At 48.1% G+C, this 25595-nt stretch carries 23 protein-coding genes; 10 read left to right on the top strand and 13 right to left on the bottom strand.

The genetic code is table 11. From position 1 onward, the window contains the following. Nucleotides 1–36: 36 nt before the first annotated feature. The 5 genes from WMO24_RS01185 to WMO24_RS15830 are packed head-to-tail and all read right to left on the bottom strand — an operon-like array spanning nt 37 to nt 4592. The gene (locus tag WMO24_RS01185) at nt 37–936 is read right to left on the bottom strand and encodes a sensor histidine kinase (protein WP_349214282.1); all 900 of its coding nucleotides are present in this window, start codon (nt 934–936) and stop codon (nt 37–39) included. Beyond that, nucleotides 929–1606, bottom strand: a complete 678-nt coding sequence (locus WMO24_RS01180) for a response regulator transcription factor (RefSeq protein WP_138344238.1) — start codon at nt 1604–1606, stop codon at nt 929–931. Before WMO24_RS01180 ends, WMO24_RS01185 begins: the two co-directional genes overlap by 8 nt. Nucleotides 1607–1622: 16 nt before the next feature. Beyond that, nucleotides 1623–2795: a sigma-70 family RNA polymerase sigma factor gene (locus WMO24_RS01175; RefSeq protein ID WP_021683573.1), complete on the bottom strand. Its 1173-nt coding sequence runs from the start codon at nt 2793–2795 to the stop codon at nt 1623–1625. Between the two features lie 44 nt (nt 2796–2839). Continuing rightward, nucleotides 2840–3472: a hypothetical protein gene (locus WMO24_RS01170; RefSeq protein WP_021683574.1), complete on the bottom strand. Its 633-nt coding sequence runs from the start codon at nt 3470–3472 to the stop codon at nt 2840–2842. Continuing rightward, on the bottom strand, nt 3465–4592 hold the full coding sequence (locus WMO24_RS15830; protein ID WP_349214279.1) for a DUF6076 domain-containing protein: 1128 nt from the start codon (nt 4590–4592) through the stop codon (nt 3465–3467). The genes WMO24_RS01170 and WMO24_RS15830 overlap by 8 nt, the downstream gene beginning before the upstream one ends. A gap of 221 nt (nt 4593–4813) precedes the next feature. Between WMO24_RS15830 and WMO24_RS01160 the strand changes: the two genes are divergently transcribed. The 6 genes from WMO24_RS01160 to WMO24_RS01135 all read left to right on the top strand — a co-directional run bounded on the left by WMO24_RS01160 (nt 4814) and on the right by WMO24_RS01135 (nt 9732). Beyond that, nucleotides 4814–5434 (top strand): CHC2 zinc finger domain-containing protein, encoded by a 621-nt coding sequence (locus WMO24_RS01160; protein WP_055058964.1) that lies wholly within the window; start codon nt 4814–4816, stop codon nt 5432–5434. Further along, entirely contained in the window at nt 5409–5936 is a 528-nt protein-coding gene (locus tag WMO24_RS01155; protein ID WP_435413702.1) for a hypothetical protein, read from the top strand. The genes WMO24_RS01160 and WMO24_RS01155 overlap by 26 nt, the downstream gene beginning before the upstream one ends. A gap of 322 nt (nt 5937–6258) precedes the next feature. Continuing rightward, nucleotides 6259–7548, top strand: coding sequence for a plasmid recombination protein (locus WMO24_RS01150; protein WP_349214277.1), 1290 nt, complete (start codon nt 6259–6261; stop codon nt 7546–7548). 15 nt (nt 7549–7563) lie between these two features. Continuing rightward, on the top strand, nt 7564–7749 hold the full coding sequence (locus WMO24_RS01145; RefSeq protein ID WP_007488117.1) for a hypothetical protein: 186 nt from the start codon (nt 7564–7566) through the stop codon (nt 7747–7749). An 89-nt stretch (nt 7750–7838) separates the two neighbouring features. Beyond that, nucleotides 7839–8069 (top strand): helix-turn-helix domain-containing protein, encoded by a 231-nt coding sequence (locus WMO24_RS01140; protein WP_015540908.1) that lies wholly within the window; start codon nt 7839–7841, stop codon nt 8067–8069. After that, on the top strand, nt 8032–9732 hold the full coding sequence (locus WMO24_RS01135; RefSeq protein WP_349214275.1) for a recombinase family protein: 1701 nt from the start codon (nt 8032–8034) through the stop codon (nt 9730–9732). The genes WMO24_RS01140 and WMO24_RS01135 overlap by 38 nt, the downstream gene beginning before the upstream one ends. A 39-nt stretch (nt 9733–9771) precedes the next feature. On the opposite strand, the gene WMO24_RS01130 is transcribed toward WMO24_RS01135, so the two are convergent. The 4 genes from WMO24_RS01130 to WMO24_RS01115 all read right to left on the bottom strand — a co-directional run bounded on the left by WMO24_RS01130 (nt 9772) and on the right by WMO24_RS01115 (nt 16170). Beyond that, a complete protein-coding gene (locus tag WMO24_RS01130; RefSeq protein ID WP_349214274.1) occupies nt 9772–10797 on the bottom strand; it encodes a ComEC/Rec2 family competence protein in 1026 nt (341 codons plus the stop codon). Continuing rightward, nucleotides 10746–12635, bottom strand: a complete 1890-nt coding sequence (locus WMO24_RS01125) for a YgiQ family radical SAM protein (protein ID WP_349214272.1) — start codon at nt 12633–12635, stop codon at nt 10746–10748. The genes WMO24_RS01130 and WMO24_RS01125 overlap by 52 nt, the downstream gene beginning before the upstream one ends. A 60-nt stretch (nt 12636–12695) precedes the next feature. Further along, the gene (locus WMO24_RS01120; protein WP_349214271.1) at nt 12696–15212 is read right to left on the bottom strand and encodes an FtsK/SpoIIIE family DNA translocase; all 2517 of its coding nucleotides are present in this window, start codon (nt 15210–15212) and stop codon (nt 12696–12698) included. Between the two features lie 241 nt (nt 15213–15453). Continuing rightward, nucleotides 15454–16170, bottom strand: coding sequence for a ClpP family protease (locus WMO24_RS01115; protein WP_349214269.1), 717 nt, complete (start codon nt 16168–16170; stop codon nt 15454–15456). Between the two features lie 161 nt (nt 16171–16331). On the opposite strand from WMO24_RS01115, the gene WMO24_RS01110 reads away from it, so the two are divergent. From WMO24_RS01110 to WMO24_RS01100, 3 genes are all read left to right on the top strand, one after another. Continuing rightward, nucleotides 16332–18269 carry an aconitate hydratase gene (locus tag WMO24_RS01110; protein WP_349214267.1) on the top strand — a complete coding sequence of 646 codons (1938 nt, stop codon included), beginning with the start codon at nt 16332–16334 and terminating at the stop codon, nt 18267–18269. Between the two features lie 19 nt (nt 18270–18288). After that, nucleotides 18289–19446 (top strand): isocitrate/isopropylmalate family dehydrogenase, encoded by a 1158-nt coding sequence (locus tag WMO24_RS01105; RefSeq protein ID WP_349214265.1) that lies wholly within the window; start codon nt 18289–18291, stop codon nt 19444–19446. Between the two features lie 65 nt (nt 19447–19511). Next, nucleotides 19512–20138, top strand: a complete 627-nt coding sequence (locus tag WMO24_RS01100; protein WP_349214263.1) for a redox-sensing transcriptional repressor Rex — start codon at nt 19512–19514, stop codon at nt 20136–20138. 54 nt (nt 20139–20192) lie between these two features. Here the strand turns inward: WMO24_RS01100 and WMO24_RS01095 are convergent, their stop codons facing one another. Beyond that, nucleotides 20193–20456, bottom strand: a complete 264-nt coding sequence (locus WMO24_RS01095) for a metal-sensing transcriptional repressor (RefSeq protein WP_349214261.1) — start codon at nt 20454–20456, stop codon at nt 20193–20195. After that, the gene (locus tag WMO24_RS01090) at nt 20456–22984 is read right to left on the bottom strand and encodes a heavy metal translocating P-type ATPase (RefSeq protein ID WP_349214296.1); all 2529 of its coding nucleotides are present in this window, start codon (nt 22982–22984) and stop codon (nt 20456–20458) included. Before WMO24_RS01090 ends, WMO24_RS01095 begins: the two co-directional genes overlap by 1 nt. A 165-nt stretch (nt 22985–23149) precedes the next feature. Between WMO24_RS01090 and rocF the strand changes: the two genes are divergently transcribed. Next, nucleotides 23150–24040 (top strand): arginase, encoded by an 891-nt coding sequence (gene rocF, locus WMO24_RS01085; protein WP_349214259.1) that lies wholly within the window; start codon nt 23150–23152, stop codon nt 24038–24040. A gap of 175 nt (nt 24041–24215) precedes the next feature. On the opposite strand, the gene fsa is transcribed toward rocF, so the two are convergent. Together fsa and WMO24_RS01075 are read right to left on the bottom strand one after the other, a co-directional pair. Beyond that, nucleotides 24216–24869 carry a fructose-6-phosphate aldolase gene (gene fsa, locus WMO24_RS01080; protein ID WP_349214257.1) on the bottom strand — a complete coding sequence of 218 codons (654 nt, stop codon included), beginning with the start codon at nt 24867–24869 and terminating at the stop codon, nt 24216–24218. Nucleotides 24870–25122: 253 nt separating this feature from the next. Next, nucleotides 25123–25407, bottom strand: a complete 285-nt coding sequence (locus tag WMO24_RS01075) for a hypothetical protein (protein ID WP_349214256.1) — start codon at nt 25405–25407, stop codon at nt 25123–25125. Nucleotides 25408–25595 lie beyond the last annotated feature (188 nt).

Raw genomic sequence — 25595 nt, 5'->3', positions numbered from 1 at the left:
GAAAAATGAAATCTAACAGTTTTGATAGAATTGTTGTTATTTCGGCAGAAATATGGAAAACGTACTTCCTTTTCCCGGAACGGAAGCAACCTTGATATAACCGCCCTCGCCGGATATGATCTGTCGGGCAAGGTATAAGCCGATGCCGACCCCTTCTTGTTTCTGCACACTATTTGAGCGGTAAAAGCGAGCAAATATCTTCGCTTGCTCACTTTCCGGGATGCCTGAACCGGTATCCGATATATCGATCCTTGCAAACATTTCATAGCTTACGGCAGAAATAGTAATGGTGCCATGCTCTGTATATTTGATGGCGTTGTCTACGATATTAGCCAGCGCTTCCGCTGTCCATTTGAAGTCGAATACAGCAAAAGCATCTGTATCCTGCATTTGCAAAGACAATCCTTTTTCAGAAGCCTTGGCAGTATATTGTTCTACCACACTTTCAAGCAGCGGCTGCAGCGCTGTCGGCTGGGGGGAGAGTGAAATGATCCCGTTTTCCAGTCTGGAAAGCTTTACGAGAGAATCGATCAGAAATCGCAGCTTTTCCGATTGTTTGTACAGCGCCTCCACATTTGCCTTCGCCAATGCAGGCAGAGTTTCCTCCATCAAAAGCTCGCTGTATAACAGCAGGTTTGCAATCGGCGTTTTTGTCTGGTGGGAGATGTCCGCAATCAAGGTTTTGATTTTGTCTTTTTCCTGCGCTATGTTTTGAGAAGATGCTTCTGCGGCGGAAAGATAGTGCGCAAACTTCGTTTCCAATGCAGATAGCTGGCTTTCATCAAAATTGGTTTCAGAAAAGGAGCCGGTCATGGCAGCGTCCAGCATTCTTTCGATTTCTTCCATCGTTTTTCTGGCCTTTCTCCGCTCCCATAACACAACAGCTGCCGCCGCCAGAAAACACAGCAGTATGATCACAATGCCGGTTTTATTCATCTTTTGTCACCCAGCTATAACCGATTCCATAGACGGTTTTAATGTATTTCTGTGCGCCAAGCTTATCCCTCAGACGCTTGATCGTAACAGACAAAGCATTTTCATCCACATATTCTGCGCCATCTGTCCAGACCCGGTCGACAAGGTCTCCACGGGTCATGGTTCGGCCTCGGTTTTCAACAAGCAGACGCAGTAATTTTTGTTCTGTTTTACTCAATTCCACTTTTGAATCTTCCACATAAAAGGTCATAGCCTCAAAGTCAAAGTGAAATAGATCAATATGGATCGGCGCATTTTTATGGCTTGACGCTTGCTTTCGCAGTTGGGTATTCACCCTTGCCCGCAAAACCGAAAGAGAAAAGGGCTTGGTAATATAATCATCAGCGCCCCTCTCCAGTCCGTCTACGATGTCCAGATCGGTGTCATTGGCAGTCAGCAGAATAACAGGAACTCCGGGCATGTTTTCCTTGACCTCCCGGAGCAGCTCAAGCCCACTGCCATCCGGCAGATTGATATCCAACAGGATCAGGGATACACCGCCGCAAAGCAGCTGCTCCTTCGCCGTTTTTAGGTCTTGGCAGGAAATGATCTGCCGAGCATCTGCTTTCAGCGCTTTGCATAAGCCTTGATTCAAGCCGATATCATCTTCAACAATCAGTAATTGCTCCATGTATCTCACTCCCTCGTTATTCAAAGGCCACCATTATTTCCTTGGGCAATTTTTCGCTCTCACAGTTCAGAAGATAGGCGATTGCTCTGCTTGCAAATTTGTTTGTTTTCACTGTATCCCAATCGGCAAGCAAAATGACCTCTGCCTTGCCGTTCTCAAAATCTAATGATATTTCGCCCCATTCGCCGTCGCAGTCTGCCTGATATTCGTAGATTGCGGCGGCGATTTTCTTTTTTCGCTTGATCTTGGATTTCTGTTTTAGCCGGACTGCATGGATTGCGCCCTCGGCAACCAACAATTCCGTCAACTTGTCCACTGCTTTTCGGTAGGCTCGTTCTGCACCGCTGGCTGTACTGCCCTCAAACATAACCGCCAGTTCTTCAAAGGTGGGGCGGTCTTTCCATGAGCTGACACGCCCACAGGTCATGCAAATTGCTAACCGTTTTTCAAGCAAGGTCTGTTCCCGGTAATTCAGTTTCTCAAATGCCCGCTGCACCTTTTCTGCCTGTATGCCGTTCCAGAGGATATCGGTATAGTTCCAGCTATCGTCAAGGGCTACATCCTCGCCTGTTTCCTCGCCGTTCTCGTCTGTCACATAGAATGGCTGCTGATTGCGGATTCCACGGACAACTTTCAGATATTCTTCCGCAAGGGCAAGATCGCAGTTGTATTTCTTGGAAAATTCGTTGACCGCATCCTTGGTATTGTGGTACAGCCAAGCCATTGACCGCACCATTTTGTAATTGGTCAGAGAGGACACCGACCATTTTTCTTCGCCCATGCGAAAACGGAGCATAGCATCCCGGATGAACGGGAAAATGTATGTAGCATACTCTGCACCCTTGGCAAGGTCATAGTCCATCAGCTTTTGGAGCATTTGCTCCCGGCAGGAGAGCTTTATATCTATAAATCGGTCTGTGTCATACAGATCGCCGCCATCCACACCGAGAAAGTCTTTGATGCGCTTGTTAAGCTGCGGCTCGTAGTGGTGTAGGAAGAATGAGAAATATATCAAATTCTTTTCCTGCAAGGCAGACAGGATATATTCGTTCAGATTGCCCACCGCTGGAGGCTCCGGTTCCAGTTGGAAGATGCGCTCTGCCGCATAAGGAATGATGCCGTCACCGTGCGGATTGACAGCGTGTTTTGGTATGTATCCGGTCATGTCCCATGAAAAATCACTCAGCATAGCGCACCTCCTTTCGGTTCTTTCTCTATCAATATCGACAGTAATTATGCATCGAACTTTTTGTTAGTAGTATTATTTTCGTCGTCCATCATATCACTTAGCACGGCAAAAGCTTGGCTCAGCGGCACAGCCTTAGAAGTCCAGTTTTTCAAACTAAACAAGTTGGAAGATTCATCAAACACATCAAATTCGTCTGTCCCATCAGTGATTTTCTTCAAGTACAACATTTCTATCAAATACAAAGCTCCCAAGATATTTAGTACATTCTCCTGCTTTGCTTGCTTCAACTGCTCATAGCGGTTGTGCTTGACATCTGTAAATGCTCCCCACCATTGCAACGACTGTGCGGGCTGGGTAATATCCCAATTCATAAACGGTTGTATTTCGATATCGTATTCCTGTACACTGATTTTTTGATTTTTTATATCCGGTGTGTTGGTCAAAATATACTGTGCATAGTCTGCAACCGTTTTTCGATCCGTTGTATTGAAACCGCAAAACTCTTTGAATACAGTATCCAACTCTGCCCCTATGGCTTGAATTAAGAGGGCATATCCGTTAGAAAATGCATCAAAATTGTCCTCATGTAGTTCTACAAACTCTATTGATTCAACAAAACGCTTTTCGAGCATTAAGTAGTATTTCCAATGATTCTGACTAAGTTCTTTTCTATTCATGTTTGTCCCTTTCTTTGTATATTTTTGCACTTGCTTCCTTTTTCAAAGCCGCCTGGTCCATTTCTTTTTCATAAGCTCCTTTGGCATAAGCAACATCACTTTTTGCCCGGAGTTCTTTATCTTTTGCCAGTTTCTTCATGACCTCCGCAAGGTCAGCGTCCAGAGTACCACGCTTTACATAGCGATTTATGGTGTTCAGCCTCTTTTCATATATCTGGATAATCGGATGATCGTCTGCAAGCTCTCGCTGTTCTCTGCCTTTTAGATTGCCGATCTGCCGGCAAGTGCGGTGCAGCTTGTCCCCCGGTGCATAGCCGCCGCAGTATTTGGTGTGCCTTGCGTTGGTGGTGAGGAACCACTTGCCGCAGATTTTGCATTTTTTCGGGGCATGACCAACACATAAGCCCTCAAAAAGATCAGACCGGAACATCCCTACAAAGGATACATAGTGCATCCGCTTGACCAGCTTCGCAACTTTTTCGCCGGGACGGATGACCGATATATACTGAACGGAATTGTTCAGGGTAGACATCCAGGCATTGCCCTCTGTGATAGAAAACTCCGGTGGGAAATAGGTGCCGAACATTTTCGCAAAGCCCTCTGCGGTGCGGTCTGCTTCGTTTCCGTCCGATTGTTCTGCAAAATCAAGCATCGCCTTTTGGTATTCCTCAAGGGAGTAAGCCAGATGCCCGCATACAGCGGTATAGCGCTGGAGCATCACCGCATCAGCATATTTCGGAACTTCTTCGAACGGTAAAGAATTGGTTACGGCTTTTATGGCGAACTCCACATATTTCAGAGCATTGTCCGCAGTAAAGACCCTTTCTATTCGTTCCCGGTGCTTTGGTATATCCATATAGGAGAACGGCGGCGTTTTGCTGAGAATCTCTAACATTGTCAATGCAGCTTCCTTTGCCATTGGAAAGAGTGCAGAAGTATCCTGTCCGGCATTCAGCATCCCGAGCAGCAGATTGATTTTCTCGCATTGCTCGTTCATTTTTGTAATAGTATCCGCAGGAACATTCAGTGCATCACAGGCAAGCGTGCCGACAGGGAATGTTTTGCCCTCATATATGACCGTATCCTGCCAGAAGTCCAATGTCATCAATTCTTGGTTCATGCTTACCTCCTGTCCTGTTTTTTCACTTTCTTAATTGTATCATGCTAATGTAAAGAAATCTACATCTATCAATAAGTTGTCCTGTTTTTTGAAACGGAGTTGTCCTCCGATTAGCCTGTTTTTTGAGAAATCCGTCATAACCATAATAGAAGGAGCGAAGCACCTGCCAATCACTGCGGGTGCTTCGTGCTTTCCAGAATATTATGAACGGAGGGTTTTTTATGACAATCTATGGAACCATCAAAGCGGCAATCAGTGTCAAGCAAGCCGCCGAACACTACGGGCTGAAAGTCAACCGAAACGGTATGGCTTGCTGCCCGTTCCACAATGACAGGCATCCGAGCTTGAAGCTGAATGAGGACTATTTCTTCTGCTTCGGCTGTGGAGCAAAGGGAGATGTGATCGACCTTGTGGCAAGGTTGTTCAATATGAGCAGCTATGAAGCAGCGCAAAAGCTGGCTTCGGACTTCGGACTTGACCCGAAACCGCCCACTGTCGCAGCTATGGTCAAGCCAAAGCGTCCTTATATCCGTCAGTTCCGGGAGGATGAAATGCTGTGTTTCCGGGTGCTGACGGATTATCTGCATCTGCTGGAAGATTGGAAAGTGCGGTATGCACCCAAAACACCGGAGGAGGCTCTGGATGATCGTTTTGTGGAAGCCTGCCAGATGCACTGTCCTATCGAATATATGGCAGATGTGCTGACCGTGGGTGATCTGGAAGAGCGGGTGGCATTGGTGGACGAGCTGATGAAGGAGGGAAAAATTACTTTTCTGCAAGAGTACATCACACGAAAGAAAAAGGAGGTGGCGCACCATGGCGAAGAACCGGAAAACGCCTGATATGAATTTGCCTGTCTGGTTTGATGGGCAGAACATCAACGAAGCTCTGTTTTGTGAAGAATTTCTGCATGAGCGCAGAATCATCTTCGCAAACGGAGCTTTTTTTACGCCCGATGGTCGAGTGACGGACGATCTCCCACTGCGTGGGGAGATTTACGACAAGCTGAAATTCTGTGCCGTGAACAACATCCCCCGGAAGATCACCAACATTCTGGAAGTGCTGAAACTGGAAGCGCAAGTGCCTGACTTCCCACCGGAGCAGGATCGCATCCATGTGTTCAACGGTACGCTGCTATTGAACGGCACATTTACCGAGGGCAGACCGGCTATCGTGCGAAGCCGTCTGCCTGTTGTCTACAATCCCGATGCTCCTGCGCCCGTGATCTGGCTGAACTTTTTGAATGGACTGCTCCATGCGGAAGACATTCCCACCTTGCAGGAGTTTAAATCCCATTGCTGGTACGTATGTACGCAGCAAAAGAGCGTGAAACGCTTGTTATAGAAACAGCACACATCCTCTCGTTCGGGCTGTTTCTATGTCCACAGGCTTTTGAAAAAGTGTCTGTGGACACCGGCTGCAAGAGGAAGTTGACACAGAACAGCTTCATGCAGACGGGCTGACCATGGGAAAAGGCGCAGACATTTTCGCCTTGGTCAGCAGAGGTCACCGCAGTGACCGCATTCCCCCTCGGGAGAGCCCTCGGAGAGCCCACGGCACTTTGCAGCCAGTATGGATGAAAGTGTCATAGTGGGTTATTACACTTTGAAAAAGTGCCGTTCTCCAGCCTTCCGCTGTTGCAAATCTCAAAGAAAGGAAAAATCCAATGGCAAGAAATGATGGAATAGACCGTACCGTAGCCAGAAATCAGGACTTGGAAACACCGGCTGATGTGGCGAAGGTACAGGAACACAATGAGCGTGAAAAGGACAGCTACAGCAATCAGGACATCGTGCCGGAACGCACTTCTCTGAACGTCCATTTCAAAGCACCCACGGACGATTATGTAAAAATGTTTGAGCAGATGGAACAAGACGGCGTGATCTCCACCAGAGGTCTGAAACCGGATGCCGTCAAATACGGTGAGTTGGTATTTGATGTGAATTCCGCTTATTTCTACAATCATGGCGGCTATGAATTTGCGAAACAGTTTTATGCCGATGCCTACAAAGCTGCTGCGGAGATCGTAGGTGGTGAGCAGTATATCCTCTCCGCTGTGATGCACGCCGATGAGCGCAACCGAGCAATGTCCGAAGCTTTGGGCGAAGATGTGTACCACTACCACCTTCATGTGGTTTATATCCCGGTGGTGGAAAAGCAGATCCTTTGGTCGAAGCGATGCAAGGATGAAGCCCTCCGGGGAACCGTTAAGGAGGTCATCACACAGGTCAGCCGCAGTAAGAAATGGGAGTCCAAGCCGGTGCTTGGCGAGGACGGAAATCCCATGCTCAACGCAAAAGGGAAAAAGATTTTGAAGTCATCCTACAGTGTGTTGCAGGATGACTTTTTCAATTTCATGCGAAACGCCGGTTATACCGATGTGGAGCGTGGAGAACGTGGAAGCACCGAGGAACATCTGACTGTGACCCAGTTCAAGGTGCAGGCAGAACAGCAGCGGCTGGAAGCTGTGACCGGGCAGGTGGCACAGGCAGAACAGAATTTGGAGGATGCCAAAGCTGCCACAGCAAAACAGAAAAAGAAACTGGAATCTTTGCAAAAGGAAACCAAGGCGGCAAAGACCATTGCGCTGACAGTGCAGGACATTGAAGTAATGGGCAAAAAAGCCACATTCGGAAACAATATCACGCTGACACCGGATGAATGCGACACACTCAAACGCTATGCGGTCAATGGCATTATCGCCAATGCTGACAACAAGCGTCTGAAAGAAAAACTGGCTTCCGCAGAAAAGACGGTTTCCATCTGGAAGCAGCGGTATGAAGCGGTAAACGAAAAATATATGGAACTCAAACAGAAAGCCCAACCCTTTCTGGATGCACTGGAAATCGCATCCGAAAAGGTTCGGGCTTTTATCAATTCTATCCTCATCAGAGGAAAGGAAACGCAGGAACACAAACACCCTGCCCAGAAGCGTGGACAGGATATGGAACTTTGATGGAGGAATTGCCTATTGAAGAAATATTATGAGGAAGCGAAATATAATGCGGCATTTGACCGCTGTGTGGATGTTATGAGCCAGATGCTCCAGAAGTACGGGCATCAGGTTTTGGATAAATTAGAGCAGGATACTCCACAAACGGTGGAGTGTTCCAAGGATGATAAGCAAGCGCAGCCTTTGACGGATAAGGCTGCGTAAAAATTTACAATTTACACGTTGCGTACTTGTTGCGGCTATGCTATAATATGTACGCAACGTGTATTTTTGCTTTTTTGGAGAAAAGACGAATGGATTGTAAAAACAGAATTATTAAGTTGCGTGAAAGCACAGGACTGAACCGGAAAGATTTTTGCAAGCTCGTCCATATTCCTTACCGGACTATGACTGAATGGGAATTGGACAACCGCCATGCACCGGATTATGTGCTGTGGCTTTTGGAGTATTATATCCGCAACGAGGGACTTATGGTAAAAGGAAGGAATGAGGGAGGTGGAGATTCTGAAAAAGAAACAACTTAAATGCTATCTTTATACAAGAGTGTCCACCTCGATGCAGGTTGACGGATACAGCTTGGATGCCCAGCGTGACAAGCTGCGGAAGTATGCGGCATACGAGGATATGGTCGTTGCCGGGGAGTATTCTGACGAAGGATTTTCCGGCAAGAACATCCAAGGGAGGCAGGAGTTTCAACGGATGCTGAACGACATCCAGGACTGCAAAGACGGCGTTTCCTATGTGCTTGTCTTTAAGCTCTCCAGATTTGGCAGAAATGCAGCCGATGTTCTGAACTCTTTGCAGCTCATGCAGGATTTTGGTGTCAACCTGATTTGCGTGGAGGATGGCATTGACAGCTCCAAGGATGCCGGAAAGCTGATGATCTCTGTGCTGTCTGCGGTGGCAGAGATTGAGCGAGAAAATATCCGCACACAGACAATGGCAGGACGGGAGCAAAAGGCTCGTGAAGGCAAATGGAACGGCGGTTTCGCTCCCTATGGATACAAACTGGAAAACGGAAACCTTGTCATTGCAGAGGATGAAGTGGAAGTTATCCGAGTAATCTATGATCGTTATATTCATACAAACGAGGGTGTTGCAGGAGTTGCAAAATATCTGAACCGCAATGGTTATGTAAAGAAACTAAGACAGAATAATACCATTCCGGGATTTTCAAGAGATTTTGTGAAAAATGTATTGTACAATCCTGTTTATATGGGAAAGATTGCTTACGGCAGACGAAGAACTGAAAAGAAACAGGGTACAAGAAACGAGATTCACGTGGTTGAGCAGTCGGAGTTTCCGGTTTATGAAGGACAGCACGAAGCTATCATTTCCGAAGAGGATTGGTATCTGGCACAGGAAAAGCGCAAGATCAATTCTTTTAAGCGGGAAAAGGTCAACAATCCAGACCACGCACACATCCTGTCCGGTATCTTGAAATGCCCATGCTGCGGAAAGAGTATGTACGGCAATATTGCCAAGGCTCATAGCAAGGACAAGAAAACACGGTATTATTACTACTGCAAAAATACAGTTACGCCGACAGGGCATGAGTGCAGTTTCCGGCTGAATATCGAACAGACAGAGATCAACAAATTTGTGGCGAAGATTATTTCCGCTATGGTCAACAATCCCCGATTTGTAGAAGCAATTCAAGCGAAAATCGGAACAGCGGTTGATACAGAGGATATGGAAAAGCAGATCGCCGTCCTGCAAGGGCAGCTAAAGCAAGCCTTTGGAACGAAAAGCCGCTTGGAGCGTCAGATGGATACCTTGGACATCAATGATGCCCACTATGACAGAAAGATTTTGGACTTGCAGCGCCGCTATGATGAGCAGTATGACACCATAGAGGAAATCGAAGTTCAGATTGGCGAATTGCAAAGTCAGATCCGCAGCATCCAGCAGGAGAAGATTTCCGGAGACAATATCTATCGCTTGTTGCTGGCATTTGATGAAGTCTACCATTCCGCAACGGAAGCGGAGCAGAAGGAGTTTATGAAGGCCTTTATCGAGCGAATTGAGATGTTCCCGGAAAAGAGAAAAGACGGAAGCTGGATAAAGAAGATTGTATTCAATTTCCCTGTGCCTGTTGATGGCGAGGAAGTGAAAGAACTTCCCTTGGAAACTGAAACAACCGTCGAATGCTGCGTCCTGTTAACGCATCCAAATGATAAAAATTGATCACCTAGCAAAAAGAGGAGCTGAGTCAGCTCCTCTTTTTTATGCCACTGCTGTCAAAGAAGACTCCTCTGCTTCTTCCGACTTTGTGACTGCAATTCGCAAAACATTTTCTTCATCCACATAAGCCACAACTGTACCATTCAAATCTGTTCGGAAAACCTGTACGCCTTCCCGACGAAAAGTCTCCAGAACATCTTCATGTGGGTGACCATACGAATTGTTTTCGCCGCAGCTCACTACCGCAATGCGCGGATGAACCGCCTGAACAAACTCTTCTGTATTAGATGTAGCCGAACCATGATGCCCCGCTTTGAACAAGGTGGCGCGGAGATCTGTTCCGTTTTCCAACGCCGCTCGCTCCACTTGTTTTTCTGCATCGCCTTCCATCAGAAAACGCACGCCCGGTGCCTCAAATAAAAGAATTGGCGAAATGTTATTCACATTGTCACTTTCTACGCCGTCCAACAAAACCGTGATTGTCGCGTCCCCCAACGTATATGTGTCACCTGCCGTCATCACGATTGCCGGATTTTGTTGTTTCCCGATACAGGCCATCAATTGCTCCGTGGCAGGCCACCACTCTACCGGCGCTTTATCAAAATCCGGCAACAGCACCTGTTCCACCGGGAACTCATCAAGCACTGCACGCATTCCGCCGATATGATCAGACTGAGGATGTGTCATTATGACATAACCCAGTTCTTCTACTCCTGCTTCATGTAGATAATCCAGCAAGTCCTGCTGTGCATCCTGGGTGCCTGCATCAACAAGCGCAAACGCTCCATTCTGCTCCAAAAGTGTTGCATCTGCCTGCCCCACGTCTATGAAGTGAATTTTAGTCTGCGCGCCCTGTGCATCCGATGGAATTCCAACTGTTTCTCCAATTCCAAATTCCGCATAAATTTGTCTCCAGCTGGGTGTAGCCCAATCCTGATTTTCGCCAATCGTAATCACACCGGCGGAAACCAGCAGAACAGCTGCCAAAGCGCCCATGGCCTGTCTTATGCGGCGCTTTACTTTCGCCTTGAAGGCCGCTTTCTGTCTTTTCCAATTTCTTTTTGCCACGTCTGTACTCCTTTATGGAACCCCTGCTTTTGTTTTGCCGCAGCTCGTTCTTTTTGCCCACCCGGAACCAGGAACGGAATCAGATCTTCCCGGTGAGTCAATTGGAGAGCCTTGCGCACACGCTGTGCATTCTTCGGCTCATAATATTGCAGTAAGGCTCGCTGCATCGCCTTCTCTTCCCGGCTTTTGGCCACATACACCGGCTTAAGCGTATACGGATCCAATCCAGTGTAAAACATACAGGTGGAAACGGTCCCAGGCGTTGGGTAAAAATCCTGTACCTGCTCCGGCCGAATACGATTGCGATAAAGATATTCCGCCAGTAGCACAGCATCTTTCAGTGTGCTGCCGGGATGACTGCTCATCAAATAAGGCACCAGGTACTGCTTTTTCCCCGCCTGGCGCGTTAATTCATAAAAGCGTTTTGAAAATTTGTTATAGACCTCCACGGGCGGTTTTCCCATATAACGAAGTGTATTGGGCGCGCAATGCTCCGGTGCCACTTTTAACTGGCCGCTGACATGGTGCTGAATCAGTTCTTTAAAAAAGGTTTCATCCTTATCCAAAATCAGATAGTCATAACGAATTCCACTGCGGATAAAAACTTTTTTGACGCCAGGCAGCGCTCGCAACCGACGCAGAATTTTTAAGTATTCTTTATGGTCCACAATCAGCTTGGGGCAAGCCTGCGGAGCCAGACAATGCTTTCCGCCGTTGCACATTCCTTTTGTCATCTGCTGTGCACAGCTTGGCAGTCTAAAATTCGCCGTAGGTCCCCCCACATCGTGAATATATCCTTTAAAGTTAGGCGCTTTTGTCATGGCTTCAGCTTCTGCCACAATACTCGCTTCACTGCGGGATGTTACCCGGCGTCCCTGATGCATTGTAATCGCACAGAAATTACAGCCGCCATAGCAGCCACGATTCTGAATAATGGAAAACTCCACTTCTTCAATGGCAGGCACTCCGCCCAGCGCCTCGTAACTGGGATGATATCGCCGTGTAAAGGGCATCGCATACACTTCATCCAACTCCCGCCGTGTCAGCGGTGTGGAAGGGATATTCTGCACAAGGTATTTTTCGCTCTGTTTCTGAACAACCGGCTTGCCTGAAACACAGTCCTGCTGGTCCATCTGGATGCGGCACGCCTTCGCATAAGCGATTTTATCCGTACTGACCTTGTGGAAGCCCGCGCACTCCACATACTGCGCCGGCAAGTGCGCGAAGTCCGTCATATAGCATGTTCCCGCCACATCCGTGATGGAGTGGATATCTTCACCCTTTGCCAGGCGGCGGGCGATTTCCGCGGTTTGATGCTCGCTCATACCAAACGATACCAAATCCGCCCCGCTTGTCTCCATAATGCTGGGCAAAACCGTGCCCATCCAATAATCGTAATGGGCAAAACGGCGCAAAGAAGCTTCCAGTCCGCCCAAAATCACCGGGAGTTCCGGATATGCCTGTTTCGCCATCTGTGTATAGACCGTTGCGCTTCGATCCGGTCGCTTTCCAGGAACACCGCCCGGTGTATATTCATCGCGATCCCGGCGGATTTTGGCAACGGAATAATGCGCGACCATACTGTCTACATTGCCGCCGCCAATAAAAAAGCCATAGCGGGGCCGTCCAAATTCTTTCATGCTTTCGCAGGTCGTAAAGTCCGGCTGACTGAGAACGCCTACGCGGTACCCCTCTTTTTCCAGCAATCGAGAAATGATTGCCGCACCAAAACTGGGGTGATCCACATAAGCATCTCCCGTGACCACCACATAATCCACATATTGCCAACCGCGCGCCAGCATTTCTTCACGGGTTATGGGTAAAAAATTCTGTTCCATTCCTTCTGCTCCATTCTTTCAAAAAAGGCGAGTCACTCAGACCCGCCTTTTACAGCCCCATCAAACTGCATTGGGATCCGCGTCGGAGTCTCGCTGCATACGCATCTCGATCCATTGATCGCGCGTAATCAGCACCTGGCGCGGCTTTGCTCCTTCATAAGGCCCAATGATATTCATCTGCTCCATTTCGTCAATGATACGCGCCGCACGGGCATATCCAAGCTTGCAGCGCCGCTGAAGCAGGCTGGTAGAAGCCTGTCCCGCATCAATCACCACTTCAATGGCAGTATCCAGCATCGGGTCTCGGGAATCATTCTCCTCCGCGCCAGCCCCACTGCCGGCCTTCTCCGCAACTGCCCGTTTTTCCATTTCGGCAATCATTTCCTGATTGTAATCCGCGCTGGAATGTTTTTTGATGAAATCAATCACGCCGCGGATTTCTGCTGAACGGACAAAAGTCCCCTGCACACGCACCGGCTTATTGACGCCTACCGGCATATACAGCATGTCGCCATTCCCCAGCAGCTTTTCTGCACCGCCTGTATCCAGAATCGTCCGGCTGTCGATCTGGCTCATCACCGAAAGTCCGATGCGCGACGGGATATTTGCCTTGATCAGACCGGTAATAACATCCACAGAAGGACGCTGTGTCGCAATGATCAAATGCATTCCCGCAGCGCGCGCCTTTTGCGCAATTCGGCAGATATAGTCCTCTACCTCTTTGCCGGCAACCATCATCAAATCAGCCAGCTCATCGATTACAATGACGATATAAGGCATCTTCTCAAGGGCCGCGTTTTCCTCTGCCAAAGCATTGTACTCCTCGATGTTGGGGACGCCGTTTTCCGCAAGGAGATGGTATCGTTTTTCCATTTCGGCCACCGCACTGCCCAAAGCGCCTGCCGCTTTGCGCGGCTCCGTCACAACCGGCATCAGCAAATGCGGAATACCGTTATACTGCGCAAACTCAACCATTTTGGGGTCGATCAAAATCATACGCAGTGTCTGCGGTGAACAACGATACAGCAAACTCATGATAATCGAGTTGGTGCATACCGATTTACCGGAACCAGTTGTACCTGCGATCAAAAGGTGGGGCATTTTTGCCAGATTGCCAATTTGACTTTGTCCCGCAATATCCTTACCGATTGCAAAGGTCAGCGGCGCTTTGCTGGTAGAAAACTCAGGCGATTCCAAAATGCTGCGAAGCGTGACCATCGTGCGCGTTTTATTGGGAATTTCGATTCCAACCGCCGCCTTGCCGGGAATCGGTGCTTCAATACGAACGCCGGATGTGGCAAGATTCAGTGCAATATCATCCGCCAGACCTGTAATACGGCTGATTTTCACCCCTGTTTGCGGCTGAAGCTCATAACGTGTAACCGATGGTCCCCGGCTGATATCCAGAAGGCGCGTCTTCACCCCAAAACTCGCCAGTGTTTTTACTAAAAGGTCCGCATTGTGCGTCAGCTCTTTTTCAATGTCCTCTTCATCGGCAGGCTTTGCCTTTTGGAACAGACTGAGGGGCGGATAGGCATAGTTCTCATCCGCCTGATTCGCCGGGAGAACCGCCGCTTTTGCCTCTTCTTTGGGTTGCGCATTACCGGCAGCTTTCCGCACCAAAGATGCGATTTCTGCTTCCTGAACCGTTTCCGTCTGCTCTGTTTTTTCCAAAACAGGCTCCCTGGTTTCAACGGTGTTTTTCATGGGCGCTGCCTGCTCTATCTGCTGGGGCTTCTGCGGTTCCGACATTGTGGAAGCGGGCACAGTCGGACGTGCCACCGGCATCACAGGATGGTCCGGCTCAATGCCAAATGTTCCGCCCGGGCCTATCACCGGCCGCTTTTCCTCTTTTAAGCCAATTTGTGAAACCGGCTGATTGCCCAATTCGATATCAATGGAAGATGTGCGTTTGTGATGCTCCGCCGCGCTTTGATAAGCATTCAGATCAATGGAAAAATCCGGCTGGCGATTTTGCTGCTCCTGCTCTGCCAGACGCTGTTGCTCCCGACGCTCCTCTTCCAGCTGCCGCATGCGTTCCGCGCGCAGCTGAACTCTCTCTGCATTTTTCTCCTTCATGCGTTTTGCCTGACCGAAAAAGTAATAGTAGATATGACCCGGCGTCACACCTGTTACAATCATCAGGCCAATCAAAAGGAAAATCACCAAAAGAATATCTGCGCCCGGACGACCGCAGAGTGCCAGCAGACTCCAACCGAAAATTGCGCCTAAAACACCACCTGAAAAAGGATGCGCCGCCGCATTCTGGTGGAGTGCGATGATTCCTTCCTGAAAATTCAGTCCCGTCATGTCAGTCTTTGAAAAGACTAAAACAGCTCCGCTCACCAGTGCCATGCACAAAAGGATTTGCGCTGTTTTCTTCTTCATTGGCATGCCGATGGCAACCAAAACCGCAATGTACAGAATTGCCGGAGCTAAAAGGTATGTACTGACGCCAAACACACCGAACAGCAAATTGGAACGGATCCAGCTCCATACTGACGCCCCCTGCACATAGGTCATAGCGGCGACCAAAACGCCGATTCCGAAAATCAATATGCTCCACTGTTCCGCCATATCTTTCTTGGGCTTATGGGAGCGTGCCCGGGTCCCTGTGCGGGTCGTTGATTGTTTTTTTCTCTTTGTATTTTTTGCTGCCATGCTCTTACCCCTGTACCTGTGTATGTAACACCGCCGGGAAATCCCGAACGGTTTTCTGTTTTTTCTCCCTCAAAAGGGTGCAGTAAATTACTTTATCAGTATATCATCAAAACGCCAACTTGTAAAATGTGATTTTGGATGAATTTACAAACCATATTTATCCTTTTTGTTCGATTTCACGATAGAGATACGCCAATGCATCCCCCAGTCCACCCAATTCATCGATCAATCCTTCTTTCACTGCGGTCGCTCCATCAACCACGCTTCCCACATCCATCACAAGTTCCCCTGTCCTCATCATCAGCTGCCTAAAACGCTTTTCGCTGATCTGGGAATGCGATGCTACAAAGCCTGTAATACGCTGCTGCATCTGTTCAAAGTACCGCATGGTTTGCGGTACACCCAACACAAGACCGGAATGGCGCACCGGGTGAATTGTCATGGTGGCAGTAGGCACAATAAAGCTTCGCCGCGCTGAAACTGCCAACGGAATTCCGATGGAATGTCCACCGCCCAGGACCAGTGTAGCACTCGGTTTGGTAATCCCGCTGATCAGCTCCGCCAACGCCAGTCCCGCTTCTACATCTCCACCTACTGTGTTTAAAATTACAAGAAGGCCTTCCACATCCGGGTCTTCTTCAATGGCCACCAGCTGTGGAATTACGTGTTCGTATTTTGTGGTCTTCTGATTTTGCGGCGCAATGGAATGTCCCTCGATTTGCCCCACAACAGTCAGGCAATGAATTGCATGAGGACCTCTGGTCCTCAGCACAGAGCCCATTTCCATCATATAGTCTTTTTCCAGTATCTCACGCTGCACTTCTTCAGGGTCGTTGCTATGTTCTTTTTTTGCGCGTTCCCGCTCTTTTTCCATCCGGGCACACTTCCTTTCTTTTCCCTTATTTTTTCCGCTTTATGCAGTATTTATGCATCGGCCCCTAACACTGGTTTCATTGACAAAAAAGCCGCAAACCATTATTATAAATAAGTATATATAGATTGCCGCTTGGACTGTGGCAAAAAGGAGCGCGAACTATGGGAAAGACGATTGCACAAAAAATTATTGCGGCTCATCTCGTTGACGGCACCCCCGCAGTCGGGAACGAAATCGGACTGCGCATCGACCAAACTTTGACGCAGGATGCAACAGGCACCATGGCCTATCTGGAATACGAAGCCATGGGAATTCCGCGGGTAAAAACAGAATTGAGCGTGGCCTATATCGACCACAACACCCTGCAGAACGGCTTTATGAATGCGGATGACCATCGGTTTATCCGTACGATTGCCAAGAAAATTGGCGTTCGCTATTCCCGTCCCGGAAATGGCATCTGTCATCAAGTACACCTGGAGCGCTTTGCCAAGCCCGGGAAAACGCTCATCGGCTCTGACAGCCATACCCCCACTGCCGGTGGTATTGGTGCTTTGGCGATTGGTGCCGGCGGGCTGGACGTCGCTGTTGCCATGGGGGGCGGTGCATACTACATTCCTTATCCGAAAATGACGTTGATCAAACTTTCCGGTCATTTGCAGCCGATGGTCAGTGCCAAAGATATCATTCTGGAAGTGCTGCGTATCATGAGCGTCAAAGGCGGCGTCGGGAAAATCATTGAATACGGCGGAGAGGGTGTTAAAACACTGAGCGTTCCGCAACGTGCCACCATCACAAATATGGGTGCCGAATTGGGCGCTACCACTTCTATTTTCCCCTCGGATGAAGTAACACATGAGTTCCTGCGTGCGCAGGGGCGTGAAGATGACTTTGTGCCTCTTGCCTCGGACGAAGACGCCGTCTACGACGAAGTGATCGAGATCGATCTGAGCAAACTGGTTCCTTTGGCCGCATGCCCCCACAGCCCGGATAACGTAAAACCGGTCAAGAGCCTCTCGATGACGAAGGTAGACCAGGTCTGTATCGGCAGCTGCACCAACTCCAGCTATACCGACTTAATGACTGTTGCTGCAATGCTGAAAGGCAAAACCGTAAGTCCGGAAGTCAGTCTTGCCATTGCGCCGGGCAGCCGTCAGGTTCTGAGCATGCTCAGCGAAAACGGTGCGTTGACCGATCTTCTCAATGCCGGAGCACGTATTTTGGAAAGTGCCTGCGGCCCTTGCATCGGCATGGGACAGAGCCCCAATTCCGCCGGTGTTTCCCTTCGTACATTCAACCGAAACTTCGAAGGACGCAGCGGCACACGAGATGCCGGAGTTTACCTGGTCAGTCCGGAAACTGCCGCGGCAAGCTGCCTGACCGGATACATCACCGATCCTACCACATTGCCTGCAATTGCTCCCGTTCAGATGCCCGAAACCTTCCCCGTGAATGACAATATGGTAGATCTCCCGGCAAGCCTGGACGAATACGAAAAAGTGGAGATTCTCCGCGGCCCGAATATCAAGCCGCTTCCGCAGGCGAAACCTCTGGAAAATGTTTTTGAACTTCCCTGCCTGCTGAAGGTCGGCGATAATATCACCACAGACCACATTATGCCCGCTGGAAGCAAAATTCTTCCCTATCGTTCCAATATTCCTCATTTGGCCAATTATTGTTTTGAAGTTTGTGATCCGGAATTTCCGAAACGCGCTCTGGCATCTGCTGACGGCGGTTTTATCGTAGGCGGCTCCAACTACGGTCAGGGATCCAGCCGTGAGCACGCGGCCCTTGTACCGTTGTATCTGGGTATCCGTGCTGTCATCACCAAAAGTTTCGCGCGCATCCACAAAGCCAATCTGGTAAATGCAGGCATTCTGCCGCTGGAATTTGTAAATCCGGATGATTACGAACGAATCAACTTGAACGACACTTTGGTGCTTGACAACGTTTTTGCGGGTCTGGAAGGCGCAGAGATCCGCCTGAGTGACAAAGAGACCGGCGCTGAATTTGCACTGAAATGTGATATTTCCGCCCGTCAGGCCGAAATCATCAAAGCTGGCGGTTTGCTGAATTTCACCCGTGAAAAAACGCTGAAATAAAAGAGAGGAGCTTCTGATCATGGTATCTGTAAACGAAGCCAAAGAAAGATTTGGAGAACTGATTGAAGCACAAAAAGCCCGCGTTGCCAAGATGCGCGCCCAGGGTGACTTTGTGGATTATTCCAAGCTGGATCAAATCGTCATCGGCATCTGCGGTGGTGACGGCATTGGTCCCACCATCACACACGAGGCTGAGCGTGTTCTTCGCTTCCTTTTGAAAGATGACGTCGCCAAAGGCCGCATCGTTTTCAAAGAAATCGACGGTCTTACCATTGAAAACCGCGCCGCACATATGAAGGCGATCCCGGATGATGTGCTTGCCGAATTGAAAGCATGCCATGTCATTTTGAAAGGCCCTACAACCACCCCGCGCGCCGGAGACGAGTGGCCGAACATCGAAAGCGCCAACGTCGCTATGCGCAAAGAATTGGACCTTTTCGCCAACGTTCGCCCCGTAAAAGTACCGGAGCAGGGCATTGACTGGACGTTCTTCCGTGAAAACACAGAAGGAGCCTACACGCTCGGCAGCTGCGGTTTTGAAACCGAGGACGGTATTTCCATTGACTTCACCGTCACCACTACAGACGGAACGGAGCGAATTGCTGCACTTGCTTATGATTTTGCGCACAAAAACCACAAAAACCGTGTTTCCATCGTCACCAAGGCAAACATTGTCAAAGCGACCGACGGCAAGTTCCTGCGTCTCTGCCAGGAAATGGGTGCCAAATATCCGGAAATCGTTACCGATGACTGGTACATTGATATCATGACCGCCAAACTGGTCGACCCGAAGCGCCGTCAGGACTTCCAGGTCTTTGTTTTGCCGAATCTATATGGCGATATCATTACCGATGAAGCTGCAGAATTCCAGGGTGGTGTAGGCACCGCCGGTTCCGGAAACATTGGCAAAAGATATGCAATGTTTGAAGCGATTCACGGCTCCGCCCCCCGTATGGTCAAGGAGGGCCGCGCCAAATATGCAGATCCCTGCAGCATGCTGCGCGCAAGCGCCATGCTCCTGTCCCACATTGGATATCAAAAAGAATCCGACCAGCTGACTGCCGCGCTGGATAAATGCATGTTTGAGGAAAAAGCGCTTACCATCACCGGACGTGACACGGGCTGCACCTGTGAGGAATTCGGCGATTATGTGATGCGCACCATTGAAACGCTTTGACAGAGCGCACTTTACAGCAGCGGAAAGAAAAATTTTATTCTAAAAAGGTCGGGTGAATCCAAACCATGCAGAACAAGGTTTCTCTGCCGGTCATCAAACGGTTGCCCAAATATTATCGCTATCTTTCTGATATGCATAAAAACGGCGTTGTAAAAGTTTCTTCCAGTGAACTTGCCAAAATTATGGGAACGACCGCCTCGCAGGTGCGTCAGGACTTCAACTGTTTTGGCGGCTTCGGCCAACAGGGCATTGGTTACCACGTGGATGTATTGCTGCGGGAAATCACCAATCTCCTGTTCAGCGAAAAAAAGTTGGATACAATTTTAATTGGAACCGGTCGTCTGGGCCGCGCGATTTCCGGCTATTTGACAGCTGAAGCCAAAGGATACCAACTAATCGCTGCGTTCGATAAGAACCCGGAAGAAATCGGGCGCCAGCTTTCCGGCGTAGACATTTTGGACATTGCGGACTTGGAATCATTTTGCAAAGAGCATCATCCTGAAGTTGCGGTTCTCTGCATTCCGCGTCAAAGTGCACAGGAACTTGCCCCTTCCCTTGTCGCTCTTGGCATCAAAGGATATTGGAATTTCAGCCATTACGACTTATCAGTGGTTTACGATGGCATTACCGTAGAAAATGTCCATTTGGGCGATAGTCTGATAAGTTTGGGTTATCGCGTCCGCAATAATTGATTCTCTTACAAAATATAAAACCTTCGGGATCGAAAGACCCCGAAGGTTTTTGTTTTAGCGGCTCAATTTTTCCAAAAGCGCCGTTATCTCTTCAATCTTTTCTTCTGCGTTCCCACTTTCAAATGCATCCTTCACACACCCGTTCATGTGCGCTTTCAGAATCTCGCGATTTACTTTGGACAAAATCGACTGTGTGGCAAGGATCTGGTTGGAAATGTCCATGCAATAGCGATTTTCCTCTACCATCGCCAGTATTCCATCCAGTTGTCCGCGAGCTGTTTTTAAAAGCCGTGTGACTTTTTGAGGATCTGCCTTCATCACTTCACCTCTGTTACAGAATAACCTGCTTCCGTCACCGCATCGGTCAACTGCTGCACGGAAACATCCTGTGTCAATGTGCACACCGCTTCTTTGTTTTCCAGGCTCACCTGTGCGTCGACACCCGGAATTTTTGTCAATGCTTGTGTGACATGCGCCACACAGTGCGGGCACATCATTCCTTCGATCTGAAGTGTAACTGTTTTCATAAAATCTTCCTCCTTTATATTCTGTACCGCACCAGGGGTTTGCGTACTGTACATAACCTTAAATCGTCTGAGCCTCAACGCATTGGACACAACACATACACTGGACAAGCTCATTGCTGCCGCTGCAAACATGGGATTCAGTTTCACCTGGAACAGCGGATACAAAAGCCCTGCCGCCAAAGGAATGCCAATACTGTTGTAGAAAAAGGCCCAAAACAGATTTTCCTTGATATTGCGAATCACTGCTTTTGACAGTCGAATTGCCGTTGCTACATCCCGCAAATCGTTTTTCATCAAAACAATATCTGCACTCTCGATTGCTACGTCTGTGCCTGCACCAATCGCAATTCCCACATCGGCACGCGCCAGGGCAGGTGCGTCATTGATTCCGTCTCCTACCATTGCAACAATTTTTCCGTCTTTTTGAAGCCGTGCAATTTGCTGTTCCTTCTCCTGCGGAAGCACTTCTGCTATAATTCGTTGAATCCCCAGCTGCCGCTGAATCGCTGCCGCAGTTTTCTGGTTATCTCCTGTGAGCATCGTCACAGCAACGCCCATTTTCTCAAGCATGGAAATTGCTTCTTTGCTGGTGGGCTTGATCGTATCCGCTACTGCGATTATTCCAATCAGCCCCTTTTGTTCAGATGCAAACAGCAGCGGTGTCTTTCCCTCTTCACTCAATCTCTCCAAAGTGCTCACAGCATTTTCAGAAAGTGTAACCTTTTGTTCGCGCATCATTTTTTCGTTTCCGGCATACCATAGTTCCCCTTCAACGAAAGCAGAAACGCCCCGGCCAAAATTCGCCTTAAACTCACTGACGGGAAGCTGCGCTATATTTTTTCCTTTTGCATACTCCACAATCGCTTGAGCCAAAGGATGCTCACTGCGCCCTTCAATGCTGGCCGCAGCCGACAAAAAGTCAGTTTGCGACAGTTCTGCCAAAGGAAAGACATCCGTCACAACCGGTTTTCCCTCTGTAATCGTTCCTGTTTTATCCAAAACAACTTCCTGAATATTGTGAGCCGTTTGCAAAGCTTCTCCGGATTTAATCAGGATTCCATTCTCTGCACCTTTTCCAGTTCCCACCATAATCGCAACCGGTGTGGCAAGTCCAAGTGCGCAGGGACAGGAAACCACCAGAACTGCAATTCCAACGGAAATTGAAAACTCAGCTGTTTGCCCCATCAAAAGCCAAAAAATCGCCGCCAGTACTGCGATCGATATAACTACCGGAACAAAAATTCCTGCAATCCGATCGGCCAACTTGGCAATTGGTGCCTTGCTTGCGCTCGCATCTTCTACCAAACGAATGATCTGTGCTAAAGTGGTATCATCCCCCACCTTAGTTGCCCGGAATTTAAAGAAGCCGGTCTTATTTAAAGTCGCAGACAATACCGTGCTGCCTGCTGTCTTTTCAATCGGAATGCTCTCTCCTGTAATGGCGGCTTCATCTACGCTGGTACTCCCCTCCACAATGACGCCGTCTGCCGGAACATTCTGTCCCGGCTTTACAAGAACGATATCCCCGATCATAAGTTGCTCTACAGGAATGGTCCGTTCCACTCCGTCACGCTCAACAGTAGCGGTTTTGGGCGCAAGATCCATCAAGCGTGCAATTGCCTGTCCTGTTTTACCTTTGCTCTTCGTCTCCAGGTATTTGCCCAATGTAATCAGCGTCAAAATCATTGCAGCCGATTCAAAATACAAGTCCATATGGTAACGCTCAACCAGAGCTCTGTCACCTGTGCCAAGCCCATATCCCATGCGCATAATTGCAAAAACGCCGTATACCAACGCCGCACTCGAACCAATTGCAATCAAGCTGTCCATATTGGGAGCACCATGAAACAATGTTTTAAACCCTACCTGATAATATTTCCGGTTCACATACACAACCGGTAAGGTCAAAAGGAACTGAACCATTGCAAAGGTAATTGAATTTTCATAACCGATCAAAAAGCCAAATTGTGGCAGCCCTACCATATGTCCCATTGACACATACATCAAAGGAATCAAAAAAACAGCCGAAATGAAAAGGCGCATTTTCATTTCTTCCAGTTGCTGCTGAATTTTCCCCTGCGGCGTTTTTTCCCTTTTCTGTACATTCGTCTCTCCTACCGGGATAGCGCCATACCCTGCCGCAGATACCGCTTCTATTACCGCACTGTTTGCTATTTGTGTATCACTCTCAATGACCATGCTGTTTGTCAGCAAATTGACCGTAACATCACGTACTCCCGGAATTGCACGTGCTGCTTTTTCAACGTGCGCACTGCACGCAGAGCATGTCATACCTGTCACATCATATTTTTGTTTCATTTCATCATTCACCTCACCACCCCCACGGGGTGGGGGTATATAATTAGTATACTCTGTTTGTAGTATTTGTCAAGTCTCTCCTTTCTTTTCAACGATTTGAAAATTACACCTTATCTGTGGTATAGTAATCATCATAACGCAAGCCTAAGAAAGGAGTGACACAACATGCAGAAAAAAATTGAATTGATCGGCGTACAGATGGATCTGGGAGCCTCAAAACGAGGGGTCAGCATGGGACCTGCGGCCATACGGTACGGCGGCGTTTGTGAGGGAATTCGCGCACTTGGATATGATTTAACAGATAAAGGGGACCTCCTGTGCTTAACTTCCGGAGAAACTTCGGAAAAACTGCGCAACTATCAACAGGTCGTCGATATCAATCAGCGCCTCTATCTCTCGACCATGGAAAGCCTTCAAAACGGGGCGCTTCCCATCATTCTTGGTGGTGATCACAGTATTGCTGCGGGAAGCATTTCTGCTGTCTCCAAACACTACAAACAAATTGGAATCATTTGGATTGACGCTCACGGTGATTGGAATGACGAATTCAGCACAGAAAGTGGAAACATGCATGGAATGCCTTTTTCGGCCGTATGTGGTTGGGGTCCAAATTTGATGGTCGATTTTGGTCAAGGTCCTGTTTTTGTTGACCCCAAGCACTGCGTCCAGATCGGTGGACGCGATATTGATACGGAAGAGCGTATCCGCATGAAGAAAGCCGGCGTCACAGTGTTCCCCATCAATGTAATCGATAAGCTTGGTATGAGTGAAGTAATAGAGCAGGCTATCAATATTGCATGCCGTGATACAGTTGGCTTCCATCTCAGCTTTGACATTGACGCAATCACGCCGGAAGCTGCTCCCGGAACCGGAACGGTCGTGCACAGTGGCCTTACCGTTCGAGAAGCGTTTTTGGCCGTGGAAACAATCAGCGAAACCGGAAAAATGCTTTCGATGGACATGGTCGAAGTGAATCCCATTTTGGATATTCGTAACAAAACAGGCATCCTTGCGTCTGAATTGATCCTTTCTGCATTGGGAAAAGTGGTATTTTAAAACAAATTTCGGATCAACAAAAAAGAGGAGCGATTTCACCGCTCCTCTTTTTTAAACTGAAAAATATACAACGACTTTCCATGCGATGAACCAACTTATTTCCATCTTGTTGGCTAACTCTTGGAAAATAGAAATCCCTCTGGTATAAAAACCAGAGGGATCAAAATGCTAGTAATTATTCGCCAAAAACAGCTTTGTAGTCAGCCTGGAACTTCTCAATGCCAGCATCAGTCAGAGGATGCTTCACCATCTGCTCGATGACCTTGTAGGGAACCGTAGCGATATCCGCACCAGCCAGAGCACAATCCGTCACATGAATCGGATTACGCACAGAAGCAGCGATAATTTCGGTCTCAAAGCCATAGATATCAAAGATGTCCGCAATGGTACGAATCAAATCAATGCCCGGAGTAGAAATATCGTCCAGACGGCCCAGGAAGGGGCTAACATACGTAGCGCCTGCACGGGCTGCCAGCAAAGCCTGGTTTGCGGAGAAAATCAGAGTGCAGTTCGTTTTGATGCCTTCAGAGCTCAGAACTTTAATAGCCTTCAGACCTTCAACCGTCATAGGAATCTTAACAACCATGTTGGGATGCAGTTTTGCAATTTCACGGCCCTCAGCAATCATGCCCTCAGCATCAACCGTCGTAGCCTTGACCTCGCCAGAGATCGGTCCATCAACAATCGAAGTGATTTCTTTCAGAACCTCATTAAAATCACGGCCCTCTTTGGCAATCAGGCTGGGGTTTGTAGTCACGCCACAAATAACGCCCATGTCATTGGCTTTGCGAATATCTTCAACATTCGCGGTATCAATAAAAAACTTCATTGCTCAACGCTTCCTTTCCTGATTTCGCCAGAAAAAGTATGATTACTTTTTCTGTTTTTTCCTTCATCTAAGTTAGTATAATCAACCTAAATAAAAAAGTCAATTAATTCCTAAAAATGTAGGACAACGCACAAAATTAACAGCTGTTTTTTGGGCAATAGCGCAAAAGTTGTTTCGCATTTATAATAAAAAATATTATTCATCATATAAATATATCACATTTAGGCTATGATGTATTATTTTTTATAAAAAATCAAGATTCTTCAAAATATAAAATTTCTATTAAAGTGTTCACGATGAGCCACAATCCCCAAAGTAGCATTATGATCGAAGTAAGTTCAAACAGCCATACAAACGAGAAAGAGCCGTCCCTCAGTGAGAAAAGAAGAACTCCTGCCAGGGCCAATACACTTCCTCCACGAATCTTGGCTTCTTTCTGTGCTTTTGTATGAAAAGTTCTGTTGCTTTTAGTTCCCACTTGTATGTAAACATTATCTAAATCCAATTTAAGGCCGGGATGCAAATGCGTAATATGCATAATATCTCACCTGTCTCCATCCATTTGGATTCAGAATACCACAAATGCATTTGTGGCATCTATCATAATGAAGAAAAATTACATTCAAAATTCTGTAAAATAAACGCAGCACCTTGCCCCAGAAGCCGATCTGGCAGGTGTCTGAGGAATGAGTAAAAGCATAGATAGAAATAAAAAAGACATCCGGA

The sequence above is a fragment of the Ruthenibacterium intestinale genome, assembly GCF_040096265.1.
Lineage (GTDB): Bacteria > Bacillota > Clostridia > Oscillospirales > Ruminococcaceae > Ruthenibacterium > Ruthenibacterium komagatae.
Note: the sequence above shows the minus strand (reverse complement) of the source record. Positions and strands in the feature narration are given on the sequence as shown.

Coding starts and splice junctions, on each gene's coding strand:
- WMO24_RS01185 (WP_349214282.1), bottom strand. CDS start 936: ATGAATAAAACCGGCATTGTGATCATACTGCTGTGTTTTCTGGCGGCG.
- WMO24_RS01180 (WP_138344238.1), bottom strand. CDS start 1,606: ATGGAGCAATTACTGATTGTTGAAGATGATATCGGCTTGAATCAAGGC.
- WMO24_RS01175 (WP_021683573.1), bottom strand. CDS start 2,795: ATGCTGAGTGATTTTTCATGGGACATGACCGGATACATACCAAAACAC.
- WMO24_RS01170 (WP_021683574.1), bottom strand. CDS start 3,472: ATGAATAGAAAAGAACTTAGTCAGAATCATTGGAAATACTACTTAATG.
- WMO24_RS15830 (WP_349214279.1), bottom strand. CDS start 4,592: ATGAACCAAGAATTGATGACATTGGACTTCTGGCAGGATACGGTCATA.
- WMO24_RS01160 (WP_055058964.1), top strand. CDS start 4,814: ATGACAATCTATGGAACCATCAAAGCGGCAATCAGTGTCAAGCAAGCC.
- WMO24_RS01155 (WP_435413702.1), top strand. CDS start 5,409: ATGGCGAAGAACCGGAAAACGCCTGATATGAATTTGCCTGTCTGGTTT.
- WMO24_RS01150 (WP_349214277.1), top strand. CDS start 6,259: ATGGCAAGAAATGATGGAATAGACCGTACCGTAGCCAGAAATCAGGAC.
- WMO24_RS01140 (WP_015540908.1), top strand. CDS start 7,839: ATGGATTGTAAAAACAGAATTATTAAGTTGCGTGAAAGCACAGGACTG.
- WMO24_RS01135 (WP_349214275.1), top strand. CDS start 8,032: ATGAGGGAGGTGGAGATTCTGAAAAAGAAACAACTTAAATGCTATCTT.
- WMO24_RS01125 (WP_349214272.1), bottom strand. CDS start 12,635: ATGGAACAGAATTTTTTACCCATAACCCGTGAAGAAATGCTGGCGCGC.
- WMO24_RS01120 (WP_349214271.1), bottom strand. CDS start 15,212: ATGGCGGAACAGTGGAGCATATTGATTTTCGGAATCGGCGTTTTGGTC.
- WMO24_RS01115 (WP_349214269.1), bottom strand. CDS start 16,170: ATGGAAAAAGAGCGGGAACGCGCAAAAAAAGAACATAGCAACGACCCT.
- WMO24_RS01110 (WP_349214267.1), top strand. CDS start 16,332: ATGGGAAAGACGATTGCACAAAAAATTATTGCGGCTCATCTCGTTGAC.
- WMO24_RS01105 (WP_349214265.1), top strand. CDS start 18,289: ATGGTATCTGTAAACGAAGCCAAAGAAAGATTTGGAGAACTGATTGAA.
- WMO24_RS01100 (WP_349214263.1), top strand. CDS start 19,512: ATGCAGAACAAGGTTTCTCTGCCGGTCATCAAACGGTTGCCCAAATAT.
- WMO24_RS01095 (WP_349214261.1), bottom strand. CDS start 20,456: ATGAAGGCAGATCCTCAAAAAGTCACACGGCTTTTAAAAACAGCTCGC.
- WMO24_RS01090 (WP_349214296.1), bottom strand. CDS start 22,984: ATGAAACAAAAATATGATGTGACAGGTATGACATGCTCTGCGTGCAGT.
- rocF (WP_349214259.1), top strand. CDS start 23,150: ATGCAGAAAAAAATTGAATTGATCGGCGTACAGATGGATCTGGGAGCC.
- fsa (WP_349214257.1), bottom strand. CDS start 24,869: ATGAAGTTTTTTATTGATACCGCGAATGTTGAAGATATTCGCAAAGCC.
- WMO24_RS01075 (WP_349214256.1), bottom strand. CDS start 25,407: ATGCATATTACGCATTTGCATCCCGGCCTTAAATTGGATTTAGATAAT.